Source organism: Gallibacterium salpingitidis, from assembly GCF_030517105.1.
In the GTDB taxonomy this organism is placed as follows: Bacteria; Pseudomonadota; Gammaproteobacteria; order Enterobacterales; family Pasteurellaceae; genus Gallibacterium; species Gallibacterium salpingitidis.
Genome location: NZ_CP103875.1, coordinates 1,301,223 through 1,327,672, shown reverse-complemented (window position 1 = coordinate 1,327,672; position 26,450 = coordinate 1,301,223). Strand labels below are relative to the sequence as shown.

The following is a 26,450-nucleotide window of genomic DNA, read 5'->3' as shown; positions in this document are numbered from 1 at the left end:
ACAAATAATCATGGACAAAGATATGATTTTCTCAGCACCCATTGAGAAATTGGGTGACTTTACCTTTGATGAACGAGTAGCCGAAGTTTTTCCTGATATGATTCAACGTTCTATTCCAGGCTATTCCAATATTATTACTGCAATCGGTATGTTGGCGGAACGTTTCGTACAACCACAGACAAATGTCTATGATCTTGGCTGTTCTCGTGGTGCAGCAACCTTATCAATTCGCCGTAATCTACATTGTGACGGGGTTAAAATTTATGGGATTGATAACTCCGAACCTATGGTTCAACGCTGCCGACAACATTTAGCTGCATATCATAGTGACATTCCTGTTGAAATTTTATGTGCTGATATTCGTGATATTGCTATCGAAAATGCGTCAATGGTAGTGCTAAATTTCACCTTACAATTTATTCCACCAGCGGATAGACGAGCTTTACTAACAAAAATTTATCAAGGGCTAAATGCTGGCGGTATTTTGGTGTTATCGGAAAAATATCGTTTTGAAGATAGTGTGATCAATGAATTACAAATCGATTTACACCACACTTTTAAGCGCGCTAATGGTTACAGTGAATTAGAAGTTAGCCAAAAACGTACCGCGTTGGAAAATGTCATGAAAACGGACAGCATTGCCAGCCAAAAAACATTATTAGCTGAAATTGGTTTTCAGCATATTGAGATGTGGTTCCAATGCTTCAATTTTGGCTCAATGTTAGCGATTAAGGCTTAAAGTCGGGTGCAAATATCTTGTTGTCAGGAAATTTTTAGTGATTTCTATTGGAAATGTGTTAATCCAATTCAAACTGCGCTTGATTTTCGCTATAATCGCCGAGTTAATTTTTAGCTTAATTTAAAAACAAGGATTTATTATTATGATGCGTTCACATTATTGCGGTGCATTAAACCGCAGTCATATTGGTCAAGAAGTTACTCTTAGTGGTTGGGTTCACCGCCGTCGTGATTTAGGCGGTTTAATTTTTATCGATATGCGTGATCGTGAAGGAATTGTTCAAGTATTTATTGATCCACAAAATAAACAAGCATTTGAAAAAGCAGCAAATTTACGCAGTGAATATTGTATTCAAATTAAAGGAAAAGTAATTGCTCGCCCAGAGAACCAAATCAATAAAAATATGGCGACAGGGGAAGTTGAAGTTTCAGCAACAGATGTTTTAATTTATAACGCTGCCGATGTCTTACCACTTGATTTCAACCAAAATAATACTGAAGAACAACGTTTAAAATACCGCTATTTAGATTTACGTCGTCCAGAAATGGCGCAACGTTTAAAAACAAGAGCTAAAATTACTAGCTATGTGCGTCGTTATATGGATAGCCATGGTTTCCTTGATATTGAAACCCCAATGCTAACTAAAGCAACACCAGAAGGTGCACGCGATTATTTAGTACCTAGCCGTGTACATAAAGGTAAATTCTACGCTTTGCCACAATCACCACAACTTTTCAAACAATTGTTGATGATGTCAGGTTTTGATCGCTATTATCAAATCGTTAAATGTTTCCGCGATGAAGATTTACGTGCCGATCGTCAGCCAGAATTTACCCAAATTGATGTGGAAACTTCATTCCTCACAGCGCCAGAAGTACGTGCGATTATGGAAGAGATGATCCATGGTTTATGGTTAGAAATTTTAGGTGTGGATCTTGGAAAATTCCCAGTAATGACCTATGCAGAAGCAATGCGTCGTTTTGGTTCAGATAAACCGGATTTACGTAACCCATTAGAAATGGTGGATGTGGCTGACTTATTAAAAGAAATTGATTTTAAAGTGTTTAGCGGCCCAGCGAATGATCCGAAAGGTCGTATTGCTGCGATTCGTGTACAAAACGGTTCTCATATTACTCGTAAACAAATTGATGAATATACTCAATTTGTTGGTATTTATGGTGCGAAAGGTTTAGCGTGGATGAAGATTAATGACATCAACGCAGGTATGGAAGGCGTACAAAGTCCAATTGCGAAATTCTTCTCAGAAGCGACTTTAAAAGTTGTGTTAGAACGTATTCAAGCGCAAACTGGTGATATTATCTTCTTTGGTGCAGATAGTTACAAAGTGGTGACTGATGCAATGGGTGCATTGCGTTTGAAATTAGGTCGTGATTGCGGTTTAACCCAATTAGATCAATGGGCGCCATTATGGGTGATTGATTTCCCAATGTTTGAAGAAGATGGTGAAGGTGGTTTAGCAGCAATGCACCATCCATTTACTTCACCAGCACACGTTTCACCAGAAGAGCTAGAACAATCACCAGCGAATGCAGTAGCAAATGCGTATGATATGGTAATTAATGGTTATGAAGTGGGTGGTGGTTCTGTACGTATTTTTGATCCAAAAATGCAGCAAACTGTTTTCCGTATTCTAGGTATCAATGAACAAGAACAATATGAAAAATTTGGTTTCTTACTTGACGCATTGAAGTTTGGTACACCACCGCATGCAGGTTTGGCATTCGGACTAGATCGTTTAACAATGCTATTAACAGGTACAGACAATATTCGTGATGTAATCGCATTCCCTAAAACAACAGCTGCGGCATGTTTAATGACAGAAGCACCAAGTTTTGCCAATGCACAAGCATTACAAGAATTAGCTATTCAAGTCACTAAAACAAAAGAGTAGTTAAAGAGGAAAAAATGAAAGTATATAAATGGGGCGCACTCTGCTTAAGTGGTTTAGCCCTATTTGCTTGTAAAGAAGAAAAGGTAACTAAGCCTGCGGCTGTAGCCCAACAACCAAAAGTGGAAGCACCAGCGCCGTTACCTTTAGTTAGCAGTAAACCAGTTACTTTTTTACAAGAAGAAAAATGTTTTGCCAATGATCGTTGTTATCAACTCGATGTACAAAGCTTAGAAACTAATGTTGATTGGATTAATCAATATTTTCAAAATGAAGCGCGCAAACTATTAACAGTAAATAATTTCGAACTTTCAAAAGAAGAAATGGCGAAGATCCAAGCTGAATGGGATAAATTGCCACTAGCGGAATTGAAAAAGACCTATGTTGCAGATGTTGCAGCGCTATTTAAAGATGCTGAATATGCGCCTTATGGTTTTTCATTAGAGTATAAACCGCGTTTTATTGCACAAAACCAACAGGTAGCAATGTTTACTGATTATTTCTACCATTATGCTGGCGGAGCGCATGGAGTCTATGCAACACACTTTACTAATTTTGATTTAAAAACAAAAAAAGTATTGCATATTGATGATGTGCTGCAACCAAACCAAAGACGTGAGTTTAAAAATCTATTGCGGGAAGCGTATCTTGAGTATTTGGCATCAATGGAAAATGAGCAAGATCAAGACAAAGCAGAGCAATTATTGCAAGAGCGTTTAGATATGGGCTGGGAAGTTGAACCAACAGATAATTTTACTTTCACTTATAGTGGAATTTTATCGAGTTATCCGCCTTATATGTTAGGTTCTTATGCAGAAGGTGAAATTCAACTATTAATTCCTTATGAACGATTAATAGATATTGTAAAACCTGAATTTTTATTTAATACAACAAAAACGATTATTTCTGAGTAAATGATGAAATATAAACACCCTGAATCAGTTTTGGTTGTAGTTTATTGTACTGATACTAAACGAGTATTAATGCTGCAACGTAAAGATGATCAGGATTTTTGGCAATCTGTTTCAGGTAGTTTAGAAATGGGCGAAACGCCAGCACAGGCGGCAAAACGAGAAGTATTTGAGGAACTCCAACTAGATATTTCTGCTTTGCCAACGATGCTTCAAGATTGCCACTATGAAGTTGATTTTGAAATCTTTGCACAATTTCGTGAGCGTTATGCCCCGAATGTAACGCATTGTCACGAATATTGGTTTACTTTACCGCTGGCGGAAGAGTGTTCTGTCGTTTTAACTGAACATTCCGCTTATCGTTGGGTAGAAGCAGAAACAGCAGTAAAGATGACAAAATCGTGGAATAACGCGCAAGCGATAGAAAAATTTGTAATACATCAACCTATTGAAAATTAAAGAGGATTTTTCATGGCTGGTCACAGTAAATGGGCTAATATTAAACACCGTAAGGCGGCACAAGACGCACAACGTGGGAAAATTTTTACTAAATTAATTCGTGAGTTAGTAACAGCAGCGAAAATGGGCGGAGCAGACGTTGGCTCAAACCCTCGTTTGCGTGCTGCAGTTGATAAAGCGCTTTCAAACAATATGACTCGCGACACTATTAACCGCGCTATTCAACGTGGTGCTGGCGGCGGTGATGATACCAATATGGAATCTATCGTTTACGAAGGTTATGGCCCAGGTGGTACAGCAGTGATTGTTGAATGCTTAACAGATAACCGTAAACGTACTGTATCTGAAGTGCGTCACGCTTTCACCAAATGTGGTGGTAACTTAGGAACAGACGGTTCTGTGGCATATTTATTCACTCGTAAAGGCTTAATTTTAGTGAATGAAGCTGATGAAGATGCATTAATGGAAGCAGCAATCGAAGCGGGTGCAGATGATGTTCAACCGCAAGATGACGGTAGCTTTGAAGTTTATACTGCATGGGAAGAGTTAAGCGCAGTGCGTGAAGCGATCGAAGCAGCTGGTTTCAAAATTAATGAAGCAGAAGTTACGATGATTCCATCTACTTCAGCACAATTAGATGCAGATACTGCACCAAAATTGATGCGTTTAGTTGATATGCTAGAAGATTGTGATGATGTACAAAACGTATATCACAATGGTGATATCAGCGACGAAGTTGCAGCATTACTATAATTGAATTTTTGTAGATAGAAAGGCGTCTTTAAGACGCCTTTACTGTAACTAAAAAAGAGTTCTTGAATAGAAAAACGCCTTTTTAATGCAATAAAGAGATACCTGGAGAGATTTAAAATTATCCATTTCACTGAACTTTCTAAATGAAAAGAGGCGGTAAATGGGGATAAATCATCAAATCTCCCTAACCCTCTTCAATCTTGAAGAGGGGATCTGCTTTGTGAAGCATTAATGTCAGTGCATTGGATTAGCCATTATGCACTGTTATCGATAAGAATGTAGGAAGAACCCCTCTTTAATGCAATAAAGAGGGGATTGGGGAGATTTAAACCATCTATCTCACTGAACTTTCTAAGTGAAAAGAGGCGGTAAATGGGGACAAATAATCAAATCTCCCTAACCCTCTTCAATCTTGAAGAGGGGATCTGCTTTGTGAAGCATTAATGTCAGTGCATTTAAATAAATTGGACAATAGTATGAGTATCATTCTTGGCATTGACCCCGGTTCACGCTTAACTGGATATGGCGTGATTAAACAACAAGGTAAACAACTGTTTTATCTTGGCAGTGGCGTCATTCGTACTGAAGTTGATGATTTACCGACGCGCTTACAGCGTATTTATGCTGGAGTGACAGAAATAGTTACTCAATTTCAGCCCAATATGTTTGCCATTGAACAAGTCTTTATGGCGAAAAATGCTGATTCAGCGCTCAAATTAGGGCAAGCAAGGGGAGTAGCGATTGTTGCTGCAACCAATCAACAATTACCTGTTTTTGAATACGCAGCGAGATTAGTAAAACAAACAGTGGTAGGCATAGGATCTGCCGACAAAAAACAAGTGCAGCATATGGTAACTAAAATTCTTAACCTATCTGCAACACCACAAGCAGATGCTGCGGATGCGTTAGCGATTGCGATTACTCACGCTCATACAATGCAACACGCTTTGCAAGTCGCGCAAACTAGCCAATCAAAATTAACCGGAAATGCTGCTTTATTAAGGACTCGATATAGTCGAGGGCGTTTTCGTCTAAAAGCGGAAAAATAAGAGCAGACAAATTTGTCTGCTCTGATAGAGATTAAAACATTGTTGTATCTTGGAATAAACCTACTTTTAAATCAGTGGCGGTATAAATAATACGACCATCAACTTCTACTTCACCGTCGGCTAATCCCATAATCAATTTACGATTAATCACACGTTTTAAATGAATACGATAAGTAACTTTCTTTGATGTTGGTAAGATCTGTCCAGTAAATTTAACTTCACCAACACCTAAAGCACGACCTTTACCTTCGCCACCGATCCAACCTAAGAAAAAGCCAACTAATTGCCACATTGCGTCTAATCCTAAGCAACCCGGCATCACCGGATCACCGATAAAATGGCAGCCAAAGAAAGGTAAGTCAGGACGAATATCTAATTCAGCTTCGATATAACCCTTGCCATAACGCCCTTTAGTTTCATCCATTTCAACAATACGATCCATCATTAACATTGAGGGTGCAGGTAGTTGAGGGCCTTTTTCACCAAATAACTCACCGCGTCCTGATGCTAATAAATCTTCATAGCTAAAAGATTTTTGCGCGGTGAATGTTCTTTTTTGTGAACTACTGTTCGGCATACTGTTCTCCTCCAAGCGAGCGTTAAAAATTATTCTATTAAAAATACGAAACAGATGTTCGCTATTCTAGCAGGGAAAATTCCCTTTTTAAATAGCTTACATCTGTTAGCTGAATGGTCGGAGCAGTTTTTTACTTTTTATGCTGATTTAACCAAGGAAACCACCTTGACAGTAATGGCTTGGTTTCTGCTTTTTGCTCAATGTTTTGCATAATTAGTTGATTGAGTGGACGATTGTTTGCTTGATATTGTGTATCCGGCATTTCAATCAAATCACGCTGTAATAAAATTTGTAACGCTTGTGCGGCATCCTCAACAATCCATAAATGGAACTGTTCCGCTTTAACTGCATCAATCACAGCACGATTTAAACTTAATTGAGAACAAACTACCGCAGGAATAATGACGCCTTGTTTGCCAGTTAAACCACGTTGTTGGCAAATAGCAAAAAATCCTTCAATTTTTTCATTAACACCACCTACAGCATGCACTAAACCGAATTGGTCAATTGCACCAGTAATGGCGATATTTTGTGGTAACGGTAGTTCCGCTAAAGCGCTTACTAATACACATAACATTGCTAAAGAAGCGCTGTCGCCATCAATTTCAGTGTACGACTGTTCAAAAACAAGCGAAGCCGAAAACGGTAATTGGCTAGGTAACTGTAAGATATTACTTAAGCAAGATTGCGCAATCATCATTCCTTTACTATGAATATTGCCAGCTAATTCATTTTTTCGATCAACATCGACAATTTCCCCTTCACCAATTTGCACTAAACAGCTAATACGTGAAGGTTCGCCAAAAGCATAAGGTACGCCGGGATACTCAATGACTGATAAACCATTAATCTGCCCAATTTCTTCGCCATCAGTGGCGATATAGATTTGTTCTGCCAATACACTTTGATAACTGCGTTGTTGTAATAAATCGCGTTGATAACATTGCTGCGCATAAAAATGCTCAATCATATCGGCAGTAATAGTGTCAGCATTGGTTTGATAAGTTAATGCGCCTTGTAAAATACGCAATAATTGTGCAGGTGCATTGCTAATTAATTGACGATCTTCACTTTCACGTACTAACCATTGATACAAGCGAGTAATCGCAGCAAAATCAATCTGTTTTTGCATCTCCTTTTCAGCCAAATAACGCACATAACTTGCCCATTGTTGTTGTTGCGTTTCGGTAGTGACCTCGCTATAAGCGGCTAACTCGGCGTAATCGGCGAGCTGATAAAGATCTGGTTGGAATGCTTCCAATTCAGCAATATTGTCACGACTACCAACTAAAATTAACTTCAATTTCAATGGCATACTTGGAATAACACAAGGTTGGCGCTGTAAGAGATTATCTAATTGCCAATGAAATTGTTGTTGCTGTAATAAACTTAATAAGCGCAGCCATACATCAAATTGCGCTAACAGTTGTGCCACTGAAACAATTAAAATCCCGCCATTTAATTGGTGTACTAAACCGGGAACCAGGTGGATTTTATCGCTATTGGTAAGTTGTAAAATTTGTCCAAATAAATGTTGTGGATCGAGATAATCCGCACTTTTTACCCAATAACGTTGAGTAAAATTATCTTGCATAGATTGCGCCGAACGCATCTCCATTACCGGAAATTCGTTTTCACTAGCGGAATGAAATTGATAATGTACGCCATTAACGGCTAAAGGTTGATCGGCAAAATGGTGTTGTAATAAGTAATTTTCTAAACGCTGTAAATCGGCAAATTGTTCTTCACCTTTTAATACTAATAAATTACCGTCTTGTGCTAACCAATGTTGAATTGCCGCAGTGGCGCGCGGTTGTAATTGCCAAAAGTCTGTATCGTTACCAATGTCTGTTGCTGCAATAGCAAAGGTTGGAGCAAGTGATTGCCAATCTAATTTTAATAAATCCATATTTATTCTCTTATTATTTTTCACCTGCGAATTATACACAAAAACAGGCAATAGAAGTGGATTTCTATAAGTAGGAGAAAAGAGAGATTTGTGAATAAATTTTTAATAAAATGATAATTTAAATACAATTAAATGTTGTTTTTGAATTGAAGGTAACTACAATGGGTTATATTAATAACCTTTTGAAATAACAAAAAATATTAAAAATCCCCCCCTCTAGTATTTATAAAAAAATGTGTTAAAATCGCGCGAATTTTTTTAGGGAGTGATCTATTACCGATGTTTGCTGTTTCTGTTGGTGATGATTGCTATTTTTGATGACAAATAAAGGGGAACTATATGAATAGAATTTATCGTGTTGTGTGGAATGCTGCATTAGGGTTGTGGCAGTGTGTATCAGAATTAGCAACAGCAAAAGGCAAGAGCAAATCACAATCTACTGCTAAAACCGTAATGGGGGGGGGGACTAACCACTCTACTTGGTTTAAATTAGCACCGTTGGCGGTAAGTCTCGCAATATTGCCGATGGCTGTGAATGCGGCGGTTACGATTAACCAAGCTGCACTTACAGCAGATGTCAATTTTTTAGCTGACCAACGAGCTGGAAAGTCCAGCCAAGCTGCCAATGTGGTTATGGACAACGCGGATACAGCAGCATTTATTAGTGAAGTACATAGAATGGATTATATTCCAACAGGGGGACAAGAGTCTGTTCTTCCAAGTGGTCAAAATTTGATTAGATTGGACAACTTTATGCTGGGTCGTTATTCGAGCGGTGAATCTAAAATAACACTGCAAAACGGCTCAACATTAAAAATTAATAGTAACTATTATGGTTCTTCACGTTCTGGCATTAATGATAATTATGGCTCCAAAGTGCTGATAAACAGTGGTTCTAATTTCACCGTCGGCAAAGATATAATACTTGGAGAAGGAGGAATTATTAATGTTACAGGCTCTTCTACTCTAAAAGCGGACAACCAAACGCAACTGAAAGGCGGTCAGATTAATATCAGTGACTCTGGTTCTGTTTTGATACCGGCAACGGAATATGGATTGCAAGCGGCGCAACAAACTCCGTGGTGCTGGGTAATGGTACAACTTTAAAAATTAAAGAAAATCTCGGCAAGTCAGGAAGTGCTAAAGCAAATTTCAGCTTAACAAATGCTACCATTGAAATGTCTGGTACTAACGGCAAGCAGCTTTTCCAAGGATTTAACGATAACGATAATATTACCATTTCTGGCAATAACACAATTAATATCATTAATGCCGATAACACTTGGACACAAACAGGCGGAAATATTAAAGATGGAAGCTCCGCCGGCAGCATTACAAAAGCAGGTGCGGGCACGCTAATCTTTGCAAGTAATAACAGCTATACAGGCGGCACACACGTTACCGGCGGTACATTACAGCTTGGTAACGGCGGTACAGCAGGTACAGCAGGCACTGGCGTTATTAACCTAGATGCCAATACGAATTTAAAAATTAATCGTAGTGATGTATACACATTAAATAATCAAATTACCGATGCAGGTAACCTTATCCAAGCCGGTACTGGTACAACGATTGTCAATAACGCAACTAATAACTTCTCCGGCACGACTTCTATCACCGGCGGTGTTTTGCAGTTTGACAGCAAAGCGGCAATGGGTAGTGCAACGTCGGATATTTCAACCGGCACAAGCAACACACTAAAAGGTACATTAAAGCTTAATTTTAGTGAGAGTACTGATATTACTCGTAATATCGTAGGTACCGGTTCATTTGAAAAATCCAATACAGGTACTGTTACATTATCAGGTACAACCAATACTTATAGTGGTAAAACCACTGTTTCAGGTGGTGAACTTGTTGTTGATGGCAGTGCAAGCATTAATGGCACTAGTGATGTGTTGATTGACAGCGGCGCTGCCTATACTGCTGCCCCAAACAACCAAGCCAAATTAACCGTTCAATCTGGCGGTACACTCGCCACTGCCAATAACGGCGATGTCGAAATCAATAACGGTGCATTTACTGTTAATGGCACAGCAACCGTTGGTAATATCAAATCAACCGATACGGAAACAGGCGATAAACTAGCAACCGTAACTGTTGCTAATGGCGGTACTTTAACCACCAACTTAGTTGCCGGAGATACGCTGTTCCAAAACTTTAAAACAGCCCCTCAACAAGATACTGTGGTGATGAATGGTACATGGAATGCTAATGTGGCTGATGGTGCAACGGTAAAACAAGACAGTAATGCTGCGATTACTGGTACTGTTACAGGTGCAATGAACAAAACCGGTACTGGTACCTTAGTGTTAACCGCCAATAATAGCGGTTTCGCAGGTACAACGGCAATCAATGCAGGTACCTTGCAAGCAGGCGATGGTGGAACAACCGGTACTTTCGGTGCTGGCAATATTACCATTGCAAACGGTGCAACAGCTGCGGTAAATCGTTCTGACGACTATACTTTAACTCAGCAAATTACTGGTGCAGGTACATTAAAACAAGATGGTGCCGGTAAACTCACATTAAATAATGCAGCAAATAGTGTTGGCGATACAGTCGTCAATAACGGCACATTAGAAGTTGCGGCTAATTTGGCAAGCACCAATGTACATATTAATAACGGAAAATTGGCAGTTAATGATGGCGTAACCTTAAACAGCACTACTGTTGATGTGGGTGATGGTAACGGTAATGCCAACACTGCTGTTTTGGATAATAAAGGTACAGTAACAGCTACCGACATTAATGTTAAATCAGACGGTAAATTAGATACCACTGGAACATTAACTGTTGATAACGCCTTAACAGTGAATGGCGGTAAAGTGAATGTAAATGGAGGTACAACTGAAGCTGCTACAACAGACATCGAAGATGGTGCAGTTGCTGTGGAAAATGGTGCAAAACTAGATAGTGACACTATCAAAGTAGGCGATGGTACAGGCAATGCAGAAAGCGCTAGCTTAACCAATAAAGGAACAGTGGATGGCAACAATATTACTGTCGCAAAAGACGGTAAATTAGATAACCAAGGTACTTTAGGCGACGCTAATAAACCAGCGATTACTGTTGATGGCGGTACATTGGCTTCATCTGGCACCACAAATGCAACCTCACTGACAGTGAATAGCGGTGCAGTTAATGTGACAGACGGTAAAACCTCTGCGAATACCACCACTATCAATAGCGGAGCAGTGACTCTTACCGGCGGTGAATTAGCTGGAGGAGATATTACAATTGGTGATAAAAACGGCGCAGCAGGCTCAGCGAAATTAAATAACCAAAATGGTAAAGTGACCGCTGGTAACATCACCGTGAATGGACCTGATGGTCAGTTAGACAACGCAAAAGAGCTTAAGGCAACAGGCGAATTAAAAGCAGACGGCGGTACCATCAATTCATCAGGTACAACCACAGCTAAAGATATTGTGGTGGATAATGCTGGTAACCTTAATGTCAAAGGTGGTACAACCACAGCTGATACAACTAATATCAAAGAAGGTACAGTAACCGTTGATAATGGTGCGAAATTAGATGGTGGCGATATCACTGTTGGTGATGGTAATGGCAGCTCAGCAGCGTTAAATGCCAACGGTGAAGTGGATGCTAAGAATCTAACGGTTAACGGTCCAGACGGTAAGGTTAATGTTGGTAATGATACCGATGCAGGTTCATTGACCGTTAAAGACGGTGGTAAATTGGATGTTAACGGCGGTACTGTTGATATAAATAAAGGTACTGCGACAGCACCAACTACTAATATCAAAGAAGGTACAGTAACCGTTGATAATGGTGCGAAATTAGATGGTGGCGATATCACTGTTGGTGATGGTAATGGCAGCTCAGCAGCGTTAAATGCCAACGGTGAAGTGGATGCTAAGAATCTAACGGTTAACGGTCCAGACGGTAAGGTTAATGTTGGTAATGATACCGATGCAGGTTCATTGACCGTTAAAGACGGTGGTAAATTGGATGTTAACGGCGGTACTGTTGATATAAATAAAGGTACTGCGACAGCACCAACTACTAATATCAAAGAAGGTACAGTAACCGTTGATAATGGTGCGAAATTAGATGGTGGCGATATCACTGTTGGTGACGGTAAAGATAGCACAGCGGCATTGAATGCGAATGGTGAAGTTGAGGCTAAAAATCTAACTGTCAATGGTCCTGACGGTAAAGTGGCTGTTGGTGATGATGAAAACAAAGGTAGCTTGAAAGCAACAGAAAGTTTAACCGTTAACGGTGGTGCTGTTGCAATTGACAATGGTCAAGTCGAAACACCAAAAGCAGATATTAACGATGGTGTTGTCGCTGTCGCAAAAGCAGCCATTTTAGCAGCTGATGCCTTGAATGTGGGGGATGGCAGTGGTGCAGAAAATACAGCATCATTAACCTCTGAAGGCACTGTAACAGCAAAAGACCTTAACGTGAAGAAAGACGGTAATTTAGCGGTTAATGCAGGTGAAGTGACTGCTGCAGAAAGTGCTAAAGTTGATGGCGGTACGGTTGTGATTGCTAAAGACGGTACTTTAAATGCAGGTGAAAACGGTGATAAAGACTTTGCAGTTAATGCTGGCAATGTCACCGTAGACGGTACCTTAAATGCAAGAAATATCACTTCTAATACAGCAGAAGATGGTTCTACTGACGATGCGAAGATTAATGTTGGTAAAGGCGCTAACCTTAATCTCAAACCACAAAATGGTGATACGTTATTTGCTGGTTTAGATACCTCTAAAGGTGATGCTATCAACATTGATGGTGCATTAAATATCAATGCAACAGGCGATGTTAAACAAGATGAAAAAGCTGGTATTACCGGCTCAGGTGACTTAAACAAAAACGGTGAGGGTAATTTAACCTTAACTGCAGACAACACCATTGGTAAAGTGAACGCGAACGACGGTGGTTTAACCGTTGATTCAGGTTCTAAACTGAACACGAAAGCACTGAATGTCGGTAATGGTGACGATAAGGATGCCATCGTTAATGTTAATGGTGATGTGAAAGCAGACGATGTGAATATCGCTAAAGATGGTACTTTAAATGTGAATGGTGATAACGGTGACGTTACTGCAGCAAACCCTATCTCAATGGATGGTGGTAACCTCAACGTCAATGCAAAAGGAACATTATCAGCACCTAATATTACTAGCCCAGATACCGAAGATGCAAAAGCGTCTAAGATTAATGTGGCTAAAGACGGTACTTTAAACTTAACACCGAAAGATGGCGATAAACTATTTGATGGTTTTAATTCTGCACCGGGCGGTAAAGATAGTATCAATATTGACGGCACACTTAACCTTGATACGGCTTCTGGCACAGTGACACAACCTGTTAATGCGCCTATCAACGGTACAGGTACCTTCAATAAGAATGGCGATGGTATCTTTACAGTTAAAGCGGATAACCCATTTAGCGGTAATGTTAATGTTAATAACGGAACGCTTGATATTGTTGAGGGCGGTAAATTAGGTCAAGCAACTGTGAATGTTAAACCAGCTGCAACCCTATCTGTTGATAAAAACGGCACTGATTTGGGTAATCTAAAACTTGATGGACAATTACATATCATTGCAACACCAGATGGTTACAGCAAAATTAATGTTGCTGGCGAGGCTAACATTGCTAATGGCAAATTATTTACTGATATTGCCGGAAGCAATGAAAAAGACTTAGCAAATGGTAAGTTCAATGACATTATCAAAGCTAGCAAAATTATCGGTGATCAATTTGCAAGCTATGATGACAATAGTAAATTGTTTGACTTTATTCCAGTAGTATCTGGCAATAGTGTTAATTTAGTACCATTTGCATCAACAGGAAATAGCTTAACTGAAATCGTGAGCCAATTTGGATTGGGCAGAGCATTAGGAGCTGCACAAGCATTAGATGCTAACTTTAATCGTGCGCCAGCTAATGAGTTATCACGTTTGTTCTATACGATTCGTGATGAACAACAAGCAGCAAATGCCTTACTTGAATCACTACCAACCTTAGCAGGAGCAAGTAGTCAAGTATTAGCAGATAGCAGCAAACGTTTAGCGAACTTAGCTGATATTTATGAACGTTGTGAAAATGTTAACCCACAAGAAGATAAACACCTTTGGGTGAAGACTTTTGATAGTTGGGGAACGCAAAACCACTATCAAGGTGCAGCGGGTTATCGTGATAACAGCTATGGCTTTGCTGCTGGCGTAGAAAAATGCCACGAACAAACTCGTTTAGGTGCGATGATGGGTTATGCGTATGATAAGGTACATAGTCGTCAATCAGTGTCTAACCAATCATTACGTGCAGAGACTATTCAAGCGGGTATTTATGGTAATACGCCAATTAGCTCAATTGCGGATTTAGACTTTAGAGCAGGAATTGGTTATAGCGATGTTAGCACCCAACGTCATATTGCTTTTGCGAATAGAACAGCGAAAGGGGAATATGGAAATAAACTCGGATATGCAGGAATTGGTGTAAACTTCAATGCGTATGCGAATGAACAAGTGGAAGTGAGACCATTTGTACGTATGGATTACCAAGTGGTACGCAACAACCATTATCAAGAACGTGGTGCTGGCGTATTAAACTTGAAAGTTGATGCGACAACGAATCAATCGTTGATTAGTCAAGTGGGAGTAGATACTCGAGTTCGAGTGGCAGATAAATTATCTGTTGGAGCGAGAGCGAGTGTAGGCTATGACTTAATTGGAGAGCCGGCATCAACTCAAGCAGCGTTCCAAGGTGCATCAGACTTGAAATTTATCACTAAAGGTGCACAACATGGACGTGTGAGTGGTGATGTAGGCTTAAATGTGAATTATCACATTACTCCTGCAGCAAGTTTATCTGTAGGTTATGATGCTTCTACTCGTAAAGGGTACATTGAACATACACCAAGTGTGACCTTTAAAATGGCGTTTTAATTAAGTTGTTTTAAGGTATTTATATAAAAAATCACGTCTAATATGGCGTGATTTTTTTATCCTATTATTTTTCTCTTCTGTTTTTCTAAACCAGTTAAAATAGGATCAGCAATAGCAGACGGGATTGAGGTCAAATCAATTTCTGTTAGTTTTGCATAATCCAGATAAATTTCATGCAAAATTTCTTCTACTGTTTGTTGATCTAGCCCCGCTAATTTTGCGGTAGTAAAAATATGACGTAATTGGATCTTATGCCAAAGATAATATTTCCCTTTTTCTCCATACCAAGCCATAGCCATTTTAACTTTTTGTTTTTGCAATCCTTTAGAGTCGATAAATGGGTATGCTGAAATAACATCGTAAAAAGGTGTCAGGCTATAGCGATTTTCCGGCAGCAAAAATAAACTAAAATTTTTAGCATGACCATCAATAGCACAAAGTAACCAAAAAAGAATTTGTGCTTTAAAAAAAGATTTCCTATCTAATTGTGATTGTGTGGAACCTCTTAACAGTTCCATAATTTGTAAGATACCAAGCCCACCATCACTTTCATATTTGAGTGCAGAAGCAATATTTCGTGCTTGACACATATCTTCTTGAGGCAATCGCATTAACCATTCTTCATTCCTTGACCAACGACGATCAAAACGCTCAATCACTAATACTTTAGTAGCACCAAAATGGGTAATAAAGGCTTTAGGTACCTTTAAGCCAAATTTCTGTAGAATAGCTAAACAAAGCCATTCATTCTCACAACTAGAAGATAAATCTAGTTGATTTTGTCCAACAATACCAATCGGTAATTTTAAAATATGGCTGGTTGCCGTAGTAGCTAAAGGTCGTTTCCATTGTTTTTGATGATATAACAATGCAGTTTTTTCCTGTGCTCCAGCTAAAGAGATACGAAAATCTTGTTGTGGATTTTCCATACCTAATGGAAAAGATTGGTAATTTTTTAGTAGATTTTCAATTTCAAGATCTGTTAGCGATTCTGCTTGAATTTTTTGGATTGTTAAAGGTGTATCTTGATATAGCTGAATTGCTCCGATGCAATCTTGTCCGATTGCAGAAAGAAGATCGAATGGGGATCTAGTAATAGTATTAAAACGCTGCTGTATCCTTGAGCGGATATATTCATTATCAGGTAATAAGTTATCAAAAAAATTATAAACAACATCGCCACGATAAATTTGATGGGATAACGGCAATGATAAAGAAATTGCCCGAGCATATTTAGATTCAAACCAACTATCAACATACTGAAATTCTGTTGCACCGTTAGCCAGTTTAGACCATTTACCAACTAATATGCCATTCATTGCGACATTTAATTGCCCACTCATCACCAATCCTCATCAATATTATTATTCGTATTGTTAATTACTTCTTCGCTATTTTGTTTGATTTTCGGGCGAGGTTGAATTGATAACTCTAACTCTAATGCAGATAAAATTTTGAAAAAAGTTTCCAGTTTTGTTGCATCTGGATTATTTTCAAATGCTGAGATAGTAGTTTGTTTAACCGCAGCTAACTTAGCTACATCAACTTGTGATAGCGATAATTGATAACGAAATTCACGCAAAGTATGCGCCAGTAGTTTACTAGTAGTGATCGCCATAATCTGTTTTCTTATACTCTATAAAGGATAAAGTGCATAATACCCCCTATAACGGATAAATGCAAATTAATCTGTTATAGCGGATAGAGCCTCTTGAGATAGTATGACTGTTTGCTTATTTTTACTTACTGCAAAAGACGAGCGATTTTGTTAGAATTTAACGGTTTTTTGCAGCAGCATAAGGGAGAAATATGCAACAAATTATCGAGGTAAATACACAGAATTTGGCTGAAGTGCTGGATATGGGCAAAACGCAGCCGTTAGTGTTTGTATTTTATGCCGCAACAGACAATACATCAGCGAATTTTGTGCAAGTATTAGAACGACTTACCGCACAATATCCTAACCAATTTATTCTAGCGAAAGTGAATTGTGAAACAGAACAAATGATTGCCGCACAATTCCGTATTCAAGCATTACCGACAACTTACTTATTTAAAGATGGTGCACCAATTGACGGTTTTCATGGCCCATTAGCAGAACCTGAATTACAACAACGCTTATCGGTAATCTTACCAAAAGAAGATGAGATCAAATTTAATCAAGCCTTAGATCTGTTAGCGGTGGAGAATTATGAGCAAGCTTTACCATTGTTGAAAGAGGCGTGGGAATTATCCGATAAAAAGAATAGTGATGTTGCGTTGTTATATGCGGAAACCTATATTGCGATGAAAAAGGTGGAACCTGCGCAAGAAATTTTAAAACAGATTCCATTGCAAGATCGTGATAGCCGTTGGCAAGGCTTACAAGCGCAGATTGATCTATTGCTAGAAGCTGCGGATACACCAGAAATTCAACAATTACAGCAAGATTATCAACGTAACCCAACGCCAGCGATTGCGATCAAATTAGCAGTGCAATTACATCAAGCAAATCGTAATGAAGAGGCATTGAATTTATTGCTAGCAATTTTGCAAAAAGATCTTGCTGCTGAAGATGGAGAAGTGAAACGCCAATATTTAGCGATTTTGGCTGCAATGGGCAACGCTGATCCGTTAACGAATAAATATCGCCGTTTAGTATATTCGCTTTTATATTAATGACGATAACCAGTATGAATAACATTTGAGGATAACAAAATGGCAGATAAACATTGTAAATTACTTATTTTAGGATCAGGTCCAGCGGGTTATACCGCCGCGATCTATGCTGCACGAGCTAATTTAAAACCTGTATTGGTAACTGGGTTGCAACAAGGTGGACAATTAACGACTACCAATGAAATTGAAAACTGGCCAGGCGATGCAGGCGAAACAACAGGCCCAGAATTAATGCAGCGTATGTTGGAACACGCAGAAAAATTTGAAGCAGAGATTATTTTTGATCATATCAATAAAGTGGATCTTACTAAGCATCCGTTTACCCTTTATGGCGATAGCCAAACCTTTACTTGTGATGCGTTGATTATTGCTACTGGTGCGTCAGCAAAATATTTAGGTTTACCATCAGAAGAAGCATATAAAGGCAAAGGGGTTTCTGCGTGTGCGACTTGCGACGGTTTCTTTTATCGTAATAAACCAGTGGCGGTAATCGGTGGCGGTAATACAGCGGTAGAAGAGGCGTTATATTTAGCCAATATTGCTTCGGTGGTGCATTTAGTCCATCGTCGTGATAGCTTCCGTAGTGAGAAGATTTTGCTAGATCGTTTAATGAAAAAAGTTGAAGAAGGCAAAATTGTTCTGCATACCAAACGTACGTTAGCGGAAGTTTGTGGTGATGATATGGGCGTTACCCATTTGCAATTGCAAGATACCGAATCTGATGCACAAGAAAAAGTAGAGGTTGAAGGTGTGTTTATTGCGATTGGTCACGCGCCAAATACCGATATTTTCGCTGGTCAATTAGCACTAAATAATGGCTATATTGTGGTGAAATCGGGCTTACAAGGTAATGCCACTGCAACTTCGGTTGAAGGTGTTTTTGCCGCGGGTGATGTTATGGATCAACATTATCGTCAAGCAATCACTTCAGCAGGCACTGGCTGTATGGCGGCATTAGATGCGGAACGTTATCTTGATGCTTTAGCAGCACAAAACACCTAATTATTTTATTAACTCCCCCTCTTTTTGAGGGGGATTTTATTGCATTTTTACAATATAGCGAGATATGGAAAAAGCACGCCAAAAACAATTACAAACTTGGCTCAAACAGCAAAGTAAACTGATCAAAAAACCGCTTAAATTAAATCTACTTTTTGCCGTTACTTCAACGGTGTTATTAGTTGTACAAACTTGGTTATTAGCCTCTTTATTGAATGATCTAATTATTGCCCAATTACCTCGTGAGCAACTTATACCGCAATTTATTGCGTTACCAATTATCTTTATTGTGCGAGCAGCTTTACTGTATGCGCGTGAAAAAGTGGGCTTTTATAGCGGCAAGATTTTGCGCCAACATTTGCGTCAGCAAATTATTGAAAAATTACAACAAGTTGGGCCAGCAACTTTGGCTTATCGCCCAGTAGGAAGTTGGGCAACATTAGCGCTAGAACAAGTAGAGAATTTGCATAATTTTTATGCACGATATTTACCGCAACAATACTTATCAGGCTTAGCGCCACTTATTTTGCTAATCGCGATTTTTCCAGTGAATTGGGCAGCAGGCTTAATTTTATTATTGACTGCGCCATTAATTCCGCTATTTATGATTTTAGTTGGGTTGAAAGCTGCAGAAGCGAATCAGCGCAATATCAATACGTTAGCGCGTTTAAGTGGGCAATTTCTCGATCGTTTGCAAGGGTTGGAAAACTTGCGCATTTTTAATCGAACTCAACAACAAACTGAGCAGATTGCTGAACGCAGCGAAGATTTTCGCGAAACAACAATGGATGTGTTGAAATCAGCGTTTTTATCATCTTCCGTATTGGAATTTTTTACCTCAATTTCGATTGCATTAACGGCGGTATATTTTGGTTTTAGTTATTTAGGGCAACTCAATTTTGGCGGTTATGGTACAGCAGTTACCCTATTTGCTGGTTTTTTCTGTCTAATTTTGGCGCCCGAGTTTTATCAACCATTGCGTGATCTTGGCACTTATTATCATGACAAAGCGGCGGCGATTGGGGCGGCTGATACAATCGAAGAATTTTTAACAAAAGATTTCCTAATTGCGCAGCAAGGGCAAACTGAACTGACGGCGACTGAAATTAATATTCAAGCGGAACAATTAGTGGTGTTATCGCCATCAGGAAAAGCTTTAACCCAACCGCTTACTTTCCAAATTAACGCTGGTCAGCAGATTGCGTTAGTTGGGCAAAGTGGCGCAGGTAAAACTTCATTAATGAATGTGTTACTCGGCTTTTTACCTTATCAAGGCAGTTTATTGATTAATGGCGTTGAGTTAAAAGAGTTAAACCTAACAGCGTGGCGTCATAAATTAGCGTGGGTGGGACAAAATCCATTTTTATTACAAGGTTCGATTCGCGATAACCTGCGGTTAGCTAATGCGAGCGCTAGTGAGCAACAATTACAAACTGCTTTACAGCAAGCGTATGTATCAGAACTTGCTATCTCATTAGACAAAACATTACAAGATGGCGGTTTGGGTGTATCTGTTGGACAAGCGCAGCGCTTAGCAGTAGCAAGAGCATTACTGAAAACGGATAGCCTATTGTTGTTATTAGATGAACCAACGGCAAGTTTAGATGCTCGTTCGGAAAATCAGGTATTAGCGAGTTTACAACAATTAAGCCAAAACAAGACAACCTTAATGATTACGCACCGTATCGAGGATTTACGCCAAGCAGATGGCATTTTAGTGATGCAAGCCGGGCAATTGGTGCAGCAAGGTACATTTGCTGGATTGGCAAATCAAGGCTATTTCGCAGAATTGTTGGCACAACGAGAAACAGCGATTAACTAAGGATTATTTTCAATGCGTTCATTACTTCCTTTTTTGGCAATGTTTAAGCACACGCCAACCCGTTTGTTGTTAGGAATTATTTTAATGCTTACTGGATTGGTAGCGAGTATCGGGTTATTAACGCTGTCAGGCTGGTTTTTAGCGGCGTCAGCGATTGCCGGTGTTTCGATTCTATTTAATTTTTTCTATCCTTCTTCAGGTGTAAGAGGGTTAGCGATTGGCAGAACGGTAGCCCGTTATTTTGAAAAAATTGTGACTCACGATGTCACTTTTGAAATTTTGACAAAGTTGCGAGTGCAGGTTTTTACTAAAATTATTCCATTAAGCCCAGCGGTACTCAGTCGTTATCGTAATAGTGAATTGCTTAATCGTTTGGTGGCTGATGTTGATACGTTAGATACGCTATATCTTCGTCTTTTTGCTCCATTTGTTAGCGCAATCTGTATGATTATTTTTATTGGCATTGGGCTAAGTTTTTTAAATGTATCAATTGCACTATTTGTCGCTGGCAGTTTATTAGCATTATTACTGGTTATTCCAACTGTTTTTTATCGGTTAGGGCAAAAATTTGGTGCGCAGCTAACGGCAAGTCGAGCGAAATATCGCACACAATTTGTGGAATATATCCAAGCGCAAGCGGAGCTATTATTATTTAATGCCGGCACTACGTTGCAGCAGCGTTTGCAACAAACGGAAGGGCAGTGGCTGCAATATCAACAGCGTGAAGCGCAGTTAGCTGGGTTATCTAATGCGATCTTATTATTAGTTAATGGATTGATTGTGATGACAACATTATGGTTAGCTGCGGGAACTTCAATGGGCGAAGGGGATTTTAAATTAGCACTGATTGCGTTAGTAACCTTTTCCGCATTAGCTTCATTTGAGATCTTAATGCCGATTGGTGCCGCCTTTTTACATTTAGGGCAAGTGATCGCATCAGCACAACGAGTGACAGAAATTATTAACCAACAACCATTGGTTCAATTTAATGGCAACCTTGAAAAGGTGGCGGCTGATCAACAACAGCCATTGTTAGTGTTAAAGCAAGTGAATTTTGCCTATCCAATGCTTACGGAACAAGTATTAAGCGATATTAATTTAAGTTTTGCAACGGGTGAAAAAGTCGCTATTTTAGGCAAAACTGGCAGCGGAAAATCGACTTTATTGCAATTATTGATCCGTAACTATGAAGCAACGCAAGGGCAAATCTTATTATCTGGGTATCCGATTGCAGAATATAGTGAAAATGCGTTACGCCAACAGATGGTGTTATTAACGCAACGTGTGCATATTTTTAGCGATACTTTGCGACAAAATTTATTGCTAGCTAATGAAGCAGCAACAGATCAGCAATTAGCCGAGTTGTTGCATAAAGTGGGCTTAGATTATTTGCTTTATCAAGAACAAGGTTTAGATACTTGGCTCGGTGATGGCGGTAGAACTTTATCTGGTGGTGAACAACGTCGTTTAGGAATTGCCAGAATATTGTTATCAACAGCGCCGATTATCTTGTTAGATGAACCAACCGAAGGCTTGGATCGTGAAACGGAACGCCAGGTGTTAGCGTTGTTGTTACAACATTGCCAAGATAAAACTTTAATTATGGTAACCCACCGTTTAACCGCTTTAGAACAGTTTGATCGAGTGATTGTGATGGATAATGCACAAGTGGTGGAACAGGGTGATTTTAGTGCGTTATCACAAACACAAGATTCGTTTTTATTTAAGCTAGTGAATCGTATTTCTTATTGATATTTGGTGGTTGTGCCCAAGAGGCCCTCTTCAAGATTGAAGAGGGTTGGGAGATTTGATAAATCTAGATTTTTCAAAGAGTTAGCTAAAATAGAGTAAAATTTATCACGATAAAATTAATTGAAAGTAGTGTGCATTAAATAAATTATATCTAATTGATTTTATTAGATTTAAATCTCCCCAACCCCTTTTTATTTCATTAAAGAGGAGCGCCTATCATCACTTGTATTAATAATAGTGCATTGTGGCAATATTTATAGTGTTCACTTTAACATCATCATCATAGACATGCATCAATATTTGGCATAACCATCATCATAATGCACAAAACCTTATGTTCCAAAAGGAGAAACCCTCTTCAAAGTTGAAGAAGGTTTCTTGATATTAGCGTTATAATTTATGAAAGATCATTTAGCAATAAACTATGCGTATCATCTAACGCTAAATTCATATAACGTTCATATTGTTTCAGAATATCGACAATTAATTCATCTTTACTCATATATTGCACATCATAACCTTCACGACCGTCATTAAAGAAAGTAATTGGCTCATAAATATTATGCTGCTCAATATGCGGCAAGCTGTCATCTTCAATTAATAAATTGGAGAGAGAACGTTTTTCACCCGAAACACCATAAAGGAAATTATGGATATTATCGTTTTTAATCACTAATGCGACACGCAATGGCGCATATTTTTTGATCGTTACTGTTAAGCCATAACTCTTTAATTCTGATTCCAATTCATTAAATGCCGGTAAGACAATTTTTTCAAAAAACTCTTTAATATCGGCACGTTGTGGTTGCGTCATAATTTTGCTTAAACGTTCACGCCACTGTTTACCAGTCCAAACGGAGCTACCATGGGCAAATTTCTTCGAGAAATATTGACTATCTACCATTAAACCACGCCATAAACCAAAGCAGAGCAGTAACATAATTAAGGTAAACGGCAAGGCGATAATTAATGTCATTGTTTGTAATGCCGCTAATCCGCCAGAGCGTAATAAGGCAATGGCTAAAGCAGCGAGTAATACTGCCCAGAAGGCGCTTTGCCATGCTGGCGCTTTATCTTTACCTTGTGAAGCAATATTGTTGATCACATAGATACCTGAATCGGCAGAAGTGATAAAGAATAATGCAATAATTAACATCGCTAATAATGAGGTAATGGTTGAACCAGGCAGATGTTGGAAGAAAGCAAATAACAATGCTTCAGTATTGCTGCTTAATTCGGATAATGCACCTTGTGTATGTTGATCAACCCAAATCGCTGAATCACCGAAAATAGTCATCCATAACGCGTTGAATAGCGATGGCACAAATAACACGCCAAGAATAAATTCACGAATAGAACGACCTTTAGAAATTTTAGCAATAAATAAACCGACGAATGGCGCCCAAGAAACCCACCATGCCCAGTAAAGGACAGTCCAGCCATTGAACCAACCTTGTTTATCCGGCTGATTGGCAAAAGTACGAAAACTTAGTTCAATAAAATTACTTAAATAGTTACCAATGTTTTCAGAGAAGTTACTAAATAAGAAAATCGTTGGCCCAGCGATGAGCACAAAGATCATTAATAGAACCGCCATACCTAAATTAATTTCACTAAGTAAGCGAACTCCTTTGGCGACACCAGTAATCGCAGAAATGGCCGCTAAAGTCATTACCACTAAAATAATGATAGAAAGTGTTGCTAAACTGCGATCGTCCATCCAGCCAATGGCGTGCAAACCAGCATCTAATTGTAACGCACCATATCCTAAAGTAGTGGTAACCCCAAAGACGGTACTACATAAGGCCACAATGTCGATTAAATGACCCCAAAAACCAGATACACGATGTTTTAAGATCGGGTAAAAGCCAGAACGGATGGTAAGCGGTAATTTATAACGGAAGCTAAAATAGGCTAAAGTTAAACCGATAACAGCATAAATTGCCCAAGCGTGGATACCCCAATGGAAAAAGGAGAGAAGCAAGGCATTTTCGACTTTTTCCGTTTGGGTAGCGTTTTCTGCTAAAGGAGCAACGTAATGTGAAATGGGTTCAGCAACACCAAAATACATCAAACCGATTCCCATTCCTGCTGCAAACAGCATTGCCATCCATGACATAAATGGGTATTCAGGCTCTTCGTTTTCCGTTCCTAATTTAATATCGCCTAAGCTACTAGCACAAAGTAATAGTAGAAAAATAATAAAAATAGAAACAGCGATTACATAAAACCAACTAAAGTTGGCGAAAATATTGTTTTTAATGCCATTAAGCAAATTTTCTGTGGTTTGTGGTGCAAAAATCCCCAAACAGGTAACGGCTAAAATAAACAATAAGCTCGGCACAAAAATTGGTGCTTTAAACGTACTCGTTGTTTTGCAATAACGTAGCAAATTCAAAATAAAATCTCCCATTTTATATTTGTATGATCAGCGTTAAATGCTGTCATTATTGATGTTGGAAATCGTTGTGTTGTAATAGATTTCCTAAGTTGAAAAATAATCTAAGCACAGATTATTTAATTTAGAAGGGAAGTGAAATTCCCTGTAAAAGTGTCAAAAAACTGCAAAAGATTAACTGATTATATTGGAAAATGCAAATTTTTAGTTTTTAATACTACTTTTTTCATTAAAGTAGCATTTTAAACTACTGTATGAATGAACTATTCAGAGGGTTGATAGCCTGTATCTTGTTCGGTTGGTTGGTTTGCTGCCATTCTAGCTAATGTATCGCATAATTCATTTTCCGGATGCCCGGCGTGTCCTTTAACCCATTGCCAATGGATTTGATGACGTTGAATAGCTTGATCTAAAGCGATCCATAAATCTTGATTTTTTACTGGTTGTTTCTGGCTAGTACGCCATTGATTACGCTTCCATGCGTGAATCCACTCAGTAATACCTTTGCGCAGATATTGGCTGTCGCTATATAGGGTAACATCGCACGATTCTTTTAATGTATTCAGTGCGGTAATTGCGGCAAGTAATTCCATGCGATTATTAGTAGTAAGTTGATAGCCAATGGCAATTTGCTTTTGGTGTTGTTTATAGCGTAACACAATACCAATACCGCCACTTCCCGGATTTCCTAAGCAAGAACCATCTGTAAAAATATCGATTTTTTTTAGCATAACAGAGTTTGTATTGTTAAAATGACGCCTAATTATAGAGATTCCACAACGAAAAGAAACCCGAAGTTATGCAAATTGATGAGAATAGAATTGTTGTTCTGGATACGGAAACAACAGGAATGAGTGGCGGCAGTGAGCCACAAATTGGGCATCGGATTATTGAAATTGGTGCAGTTGAGTTAGTGAACCGTCGTCATACAGGGCGCAATTACCACGTGTATTTGCAACCAGATCGAGAGGTTGATGCTGCGGCGATTGAAGTTCATGGTATTACCAATGAATTTTTGGTAGATAAGCCACGTTTTGCAGAAATTGAACAAGATTTTGTTAATTTTATTAAAGGCGCTGAATTGGTAATTCATAATGCACCGTTCGACGTGGCATTTATCAATCAAGAATTTAAGTTTTTAAAAGAAGCCTTTACCACAGATGATATTTGTCGGGTAACAGATTCATTAAAAGTGGCGCGTGAGCTTTATCCTGGTAAGAAAAATTCATTAGATGCGTTATGTAGTCGTTTAGGTATTGATAATAGTAAACGTACATTGCATGGAGCGTTACTGGATGCGGAAATTTTAGCCGATGTCTATTTGGCAATGACCGGTGGGCAAGTTAGTTTAGCGTTAGATTCTGAGCCGATTATTATCACTGGTGGTGCGATGCAACAAAATGGTGAACATACAGTATTGCAGCGTGATTTAGTCATCTTAAAACCCAATGAAGAAGAGTTAGCCGCTCACCAGAAATATATTGAGTTAATTAATAAAAAAAGTGGCAATCAATGTTTATGGGAAAAGTTGCTTGCTGAAGAAACTCATTAAATTACCAGTCTAATCAATCAGCTGCTTGCATTCT

19 protein-coding genes are annotated in these 26,450 nt (G+C 38.9%); 13 read left to right on the top strand and 6 right to left on the bottom strand.

Annotated features, from left to right (window positions below):
- The first annotated feature begins 10 nt into the window (after window positions 1-10).
- From cmoA to ruvC, 6 genes are all read left to right on the top strand, one after another.
- On the top strand, window positions 11-739 hold the full coding sequence (gene cmoA / locus NYR30_RS06270) for a carboxy-S-adenosyl-L-methionine synthase CmoA (RefSeq protein WP_066112866.1): 729 nt from the start codon (window positions 11-13) through the stop codon (window positions 737-739).
- A gap of 142 nt (window positions 740-881) precedes the next feature.
- A complete protein-coding gene (gene aspS / locus NYR30_RS06265) occupies window positions 882-2,651 on the top strand; it encodes an aspartate--tRNA ligase (protein ID WP_302502354.1) in 1,770 nt (589 codons plus the stop codon).
- Window positions 2,652-2,665: 14 nt separating this feature from the next.
- Window positions 2,666-3,562 carry an RsiV family protein gene (locus tag NYR30_RS06260; RefSeq protein WP_066112868.1) on the top strand — a complete coding sequence of 299 codons (897 nt, stop codon included), beginning with the start codon at window positions 2,666-2,668 and terminating at the stop codon, window positions 3,560-3,562.
- 3 nt (window positions 3,563-3,565) lie between these two features.
- Entirely contained in the window at window positions 3,566-4,018 is a 453-nt protein-coding gene (gene nudB / locus NYR30_RS06255; RefSeq protein WP_066105585.1) for a dihydroneopterin triphosphate diphosphatase, read from the top strand.
- A 12-nt stretch (window positions 4,019-4,030) separates the two neighbouring features.
- A complete protein-coding gene (locus NYR30_RS06250; RefSeq protein WP_066105559.1) occupies window positions 4,031-4,771 on the top strand; it encodes a YebC/PmpR family DNA-binding transcriptional regulator in 741 nt (246 codons plus the stop codon).
- A 476-nt stretch (window positions 4,772-5,247) separates the two neighbouring features.
- A complete protein-coding gene (ruvC, locus tag NYR30_RS06245; protein ID WP_066112890.1) occupies window positions 5,248-5,820 on the top strand; it encodes a crossover junction endodeoxyribonuclease RuvC in 573 nt (190 codons plus the stop codon).
- 31 nt (window positions 5,821-5,851) lie between these two features.
- On the opposite strand, the gene fabA is transcribed toward ruvC, so the two are convergent.
- Together fabA and NYR30_RS06235 are read right to left on the bottom strand one after the other, a co-directional pair.
- Window positions 5,852-6,397 (bottom strand): bifunctional 3-hydroxydecanoyl-ACP dehydratase/trans-2-decenoyl-ACP isomerase, encoded by a 546-nt coding sequence (gene fabA / locus NYR30_RS06240; RefSeq protein ID WP_066112869.1) that lies wholly within the window; start codon window positions 6,395-6,397, stop codon window positions 5,852-5,854.
- A gap of 130 nt (window positions 6,398-6,527) precedes the next feature.
- Entirely contained in the window at window positions 6,528-8,306 is a 1,779-nt protein-coding gene (locus NYR30_RS06235) for an AAA family ATPase (protein WP_066112870.1), read from the bottom strand.
- Window positions 8,307-8,645: 339 nt separating this feature from the next.
- Here NYR30_RS06235 and NYR30_RS06230 point away from each other — a divergent pair, with 339 nt between their 5' ends.
- Both NYR30_RS06230 and NYR30_RS06225 read left to right on the top strand, forming a co-directional pair.
- Window positions 8,646-9,413, top strand: a complete 768-nt coding sequence (locus tag NYR30_RS06230) for an ESPR domain-containing protein (protein WP_066112871.1) — start codon at window positions 8,646-8,648, stop codon at window positions 9,411-9,413.
- A complete protein-coding gene (locus NYR30_RS06225) occupies window positions 9,386-15,235 on the top strand; it encodes an autotransporter domain-containing protein (RefSeq protein ID WP_302502348.1) in 5,850 nt (1,949 codons plus the stop codon). Before NYR30_RS06230 ends, NYR30_RS06225 begins: the two co-directional genes overlap by 28 nt.
- A 56-nt stretch (window positions 15,236-15,291) precedes the next feature.
- On the opposite strand, the gene NYR30_RS06220 is transcribed toward NYR30_RS06225, so the two are convergent.
- Window positions 15,292-16,578: a type II toxin-antitoxin system HipA family toxin gene (locus NYR30_RS06220; protein ID WP_082987442.1), complete on the bottom strand. Its 1,287-nt coding sequence runs from the start codon at window positions 16,576-16,578 to the stop codon at window positions 15,292-15,294.
- Window positions 16,578-16,853 (bottom strand): helix-turn-helix domain-containing protein, encoded by a 276-nt coding sequence (locus NYR30_RS06215; protein ID WP_066112874.1) that lies wholly within the window; start codon window positions 16,851-16,853, stop codon window positions 16,578-16,580. The genes NYR30_RS06220 and NYR30_RS06215 overlap by 1 nt, the downstream gene beginning before the upstream one ends.
- 191 nt (window positions 16,854-17,044) lie before the next feature.
- Between NYR30_RS06215 and NYR30_RS06210 the strand changes: the two genes are divergently transcribed.
- The 4 genes from NYR30_RS06210 to cydC all read left to right on the top strand — a co-directional run bounded on the left by NYR30_RS06210 (window position 17,045) and on the right by cydC (window position 22,466).
- Entirely contained in the window at window positions 17,045-17,893 is an 849-nt protein-coding gene (locus tag NYR30_RS06210; RefSeq protein ID WP_066112875.1) for a co-chaperone YbbN, read from the top strand.
- 39 nt (window positions 17,894-17,932) lie between these two features.
- A complete protein-coding gene (gene trxB / locus NYR30_RS06205; RefSeq protein ID WP_066112876.1) occupies window positions 17,933-18,895 on the top strand; it encodes a thioredoxin-disulfide reductase in 963 nt (320 codons plus the stop codon).
- 64 nt (window positions 18,896-18,959) lie between these two features.
- Entirely contained in the window at window positions 18,960-20,714 is a 1,755-nt protein-coding gene (gene cydD, locus NYR30_RS06200; RefSeq protein ID WP_066112877.1) for a heme ABC transporter permease/ATP-binding protein CydD, read from the top strand.
- A gap of 12 nt (window positions 20,715-20,726) precedes the next feature.
- Window positions 20,727-22,466, top strand: a complete 1,740-nt coding sequence (gene cydC / locus NYR30_RS06195; protein WP_066112878.1) for a heme ABC transporter ATP-binding protein/permease CydC — start codon at window positions 20,727-20,729, stop codon at window positions 22,464-22,466.
- 397 nt (window positions 22,467-22,863) lie between these two features.
- On the opposite strand, the gene NYR30_RS06190 is transcribed toward cydC, so the two are convergent.
- A complete protein-coding gene (locus tag NYR30_RS06190; protein WP_066112879.1) occupies window positions 22,864-24,864 on the bottom strand; it encodes a BCCT family transporter in 2,001 nt (666 codons plus the stop codon).
- Between the two features lie 263 nt (window positions 24,865-25,127).
- Complete coding sequence (gene rnhA / locus NYR30_RS06185) at window positions 25,128-25,595, bottom strand: ribonuclease HI (RefSeq protein WP_066112880.1); 468 nt, start codon at window positions 25,593-25,595, stop codon at window positions 25,128-25,130.
- A gap of 68 nt (window positions 25,596-25,663) precedes the next feature.
- Here rnhA and dnaQ point away from each other — a divergent pair, with 68 nt between their 5' ends.
- Window positions 25,664-26,416 carry a DNA polymerase III subunit epsilon gene (gene dnaQ / locus NYR30_RS06180; RefSeq protein WP_066112881.1) on the top strand — a complete coding sequence of 251 codons (753 nt, stop codon included), beginning with the start codon at window positions 25,664-25,666 and terminating at the stop codon, window positions 26,414-26,416.
- Window positions 26,417-26,450: the final 34 nt, after the last annotated feature.

Excerpts from the sequence above, each read along its gene's own strand:
- cmoA (WP_066112866.1), top strand. The coding sequence starts at position 11 with ATGGACAAAGATATGATTTTCTCAGCACCCATTGAGAAATTGGGTGAC.
- aspS (WP_302502354.1), top strand. The coding sequence starts at position 882 with ATGATGCGTTCACATTATTGCGGTGCATTAAACCGCAGTCATATTGGT.
- NYR30_RS06260 (WP_066112868.1), top strand. The coding sequence starts at position 2,666 with ATGAAAGTATATAAATGGGGCGCACTCTGCTTAAGTGGTTTAGCCCTA.
- nudB (WP_066105585.1), top strand. The coding sequence starts at position 3,566 with ATGAAATATAAACACCCTGAATCAGTTTTGGTTGTAGTTTATTGTACT.
- NYR30_RS06250 (WP_066105559.1), top strand. The coding sequence starts at position 4,031 with ATGGCTGGTCACAGTAAATGGGCTAATATTAAACACCGTAAGGCGGCA.
- ruvC (WP_066112890.1), top strand. The coding sequence starts at position 5,248 with ATGAGTATCATTCTTGGCATTGACCCCGGTTCACGCTTAACTGGATAT.
- fabA (WP_066112869.1), bottom strand. The coding sequence starts at position 6,397 with ATGCCGAACAGTAGTTCACAAAAAAGAACATTCACCGCGCAAAAATCT.
- NYR30_RS06235 (WP_066112870.1), bottom strand. The coding sequence starts at position 8,306 with ATGGATTTATTAAAATTAGATTGGCAATCACTTGCTCCAACCTTTGCT.
- NYR30_RS06230 (WP_066112871.1), top strand. The coding sequence starts at position 8,646 with ATGAATAGAATTTATCGTGTTGTGTGGAATGCTGCATTAGGGTTGTGG.
- NYR30_RS06220 (WP_082987442.1), bottom strand. The coding sequence starts at position 16,578 with ATGAGTGGGCAATTAAATGTCGCAATGAATGGCATATTAGTTGGTAAA.
- NYR30_RS06215 (WP_066112874.1), bottom strand. The coding sequence starts at position 16,853 with ATGGCGATCACTACTAGTAAACTACTGGCGCATACTTTGCGTGAATTT.
- NYR30_RS06210 (WP_066112875.1), top strand. The coding sequence starts at position 17,045 with ATGCAACAAATTATCGAGGTAAATACACAGAATTTGGCTGAAGTGCTG.
- trxB (WP_066112876.1), top strand. The coding sequence starts at position 17,933 with ATGGCAGATAAACATTGTAAATTACTTATTTTAGGATCAGGTCCAGCG.
- cydD (WP_066112877.1), top strand. The coding sequence starts at position 18,960 with ATGGAAAAAGCACGCCAAAAACAATTACAAACTTGGCTCAAACAGCAA.
- cydC (WP_066112878.1), top strand. The coding sequence starts at position 20,727 with ATGCGTTCATTACTTCCTTTTTTGGCAATGTTTAAGCACACGCCAACC.
- rnhA (WP_066112880.1), bottom strand. The coding sequence starts at position 25,595 with ATGCTAAAAAAAATCGATATTTTTACAGATGGTTCTTGCTTAGGAAAT.
- dnaQ (WP_066112881.1), top strand. The coding sequence starts at position 25,664 with ATGCAAATTGATGAGAATAGAATTGTTGTTCTGGATACGGAAACAACA.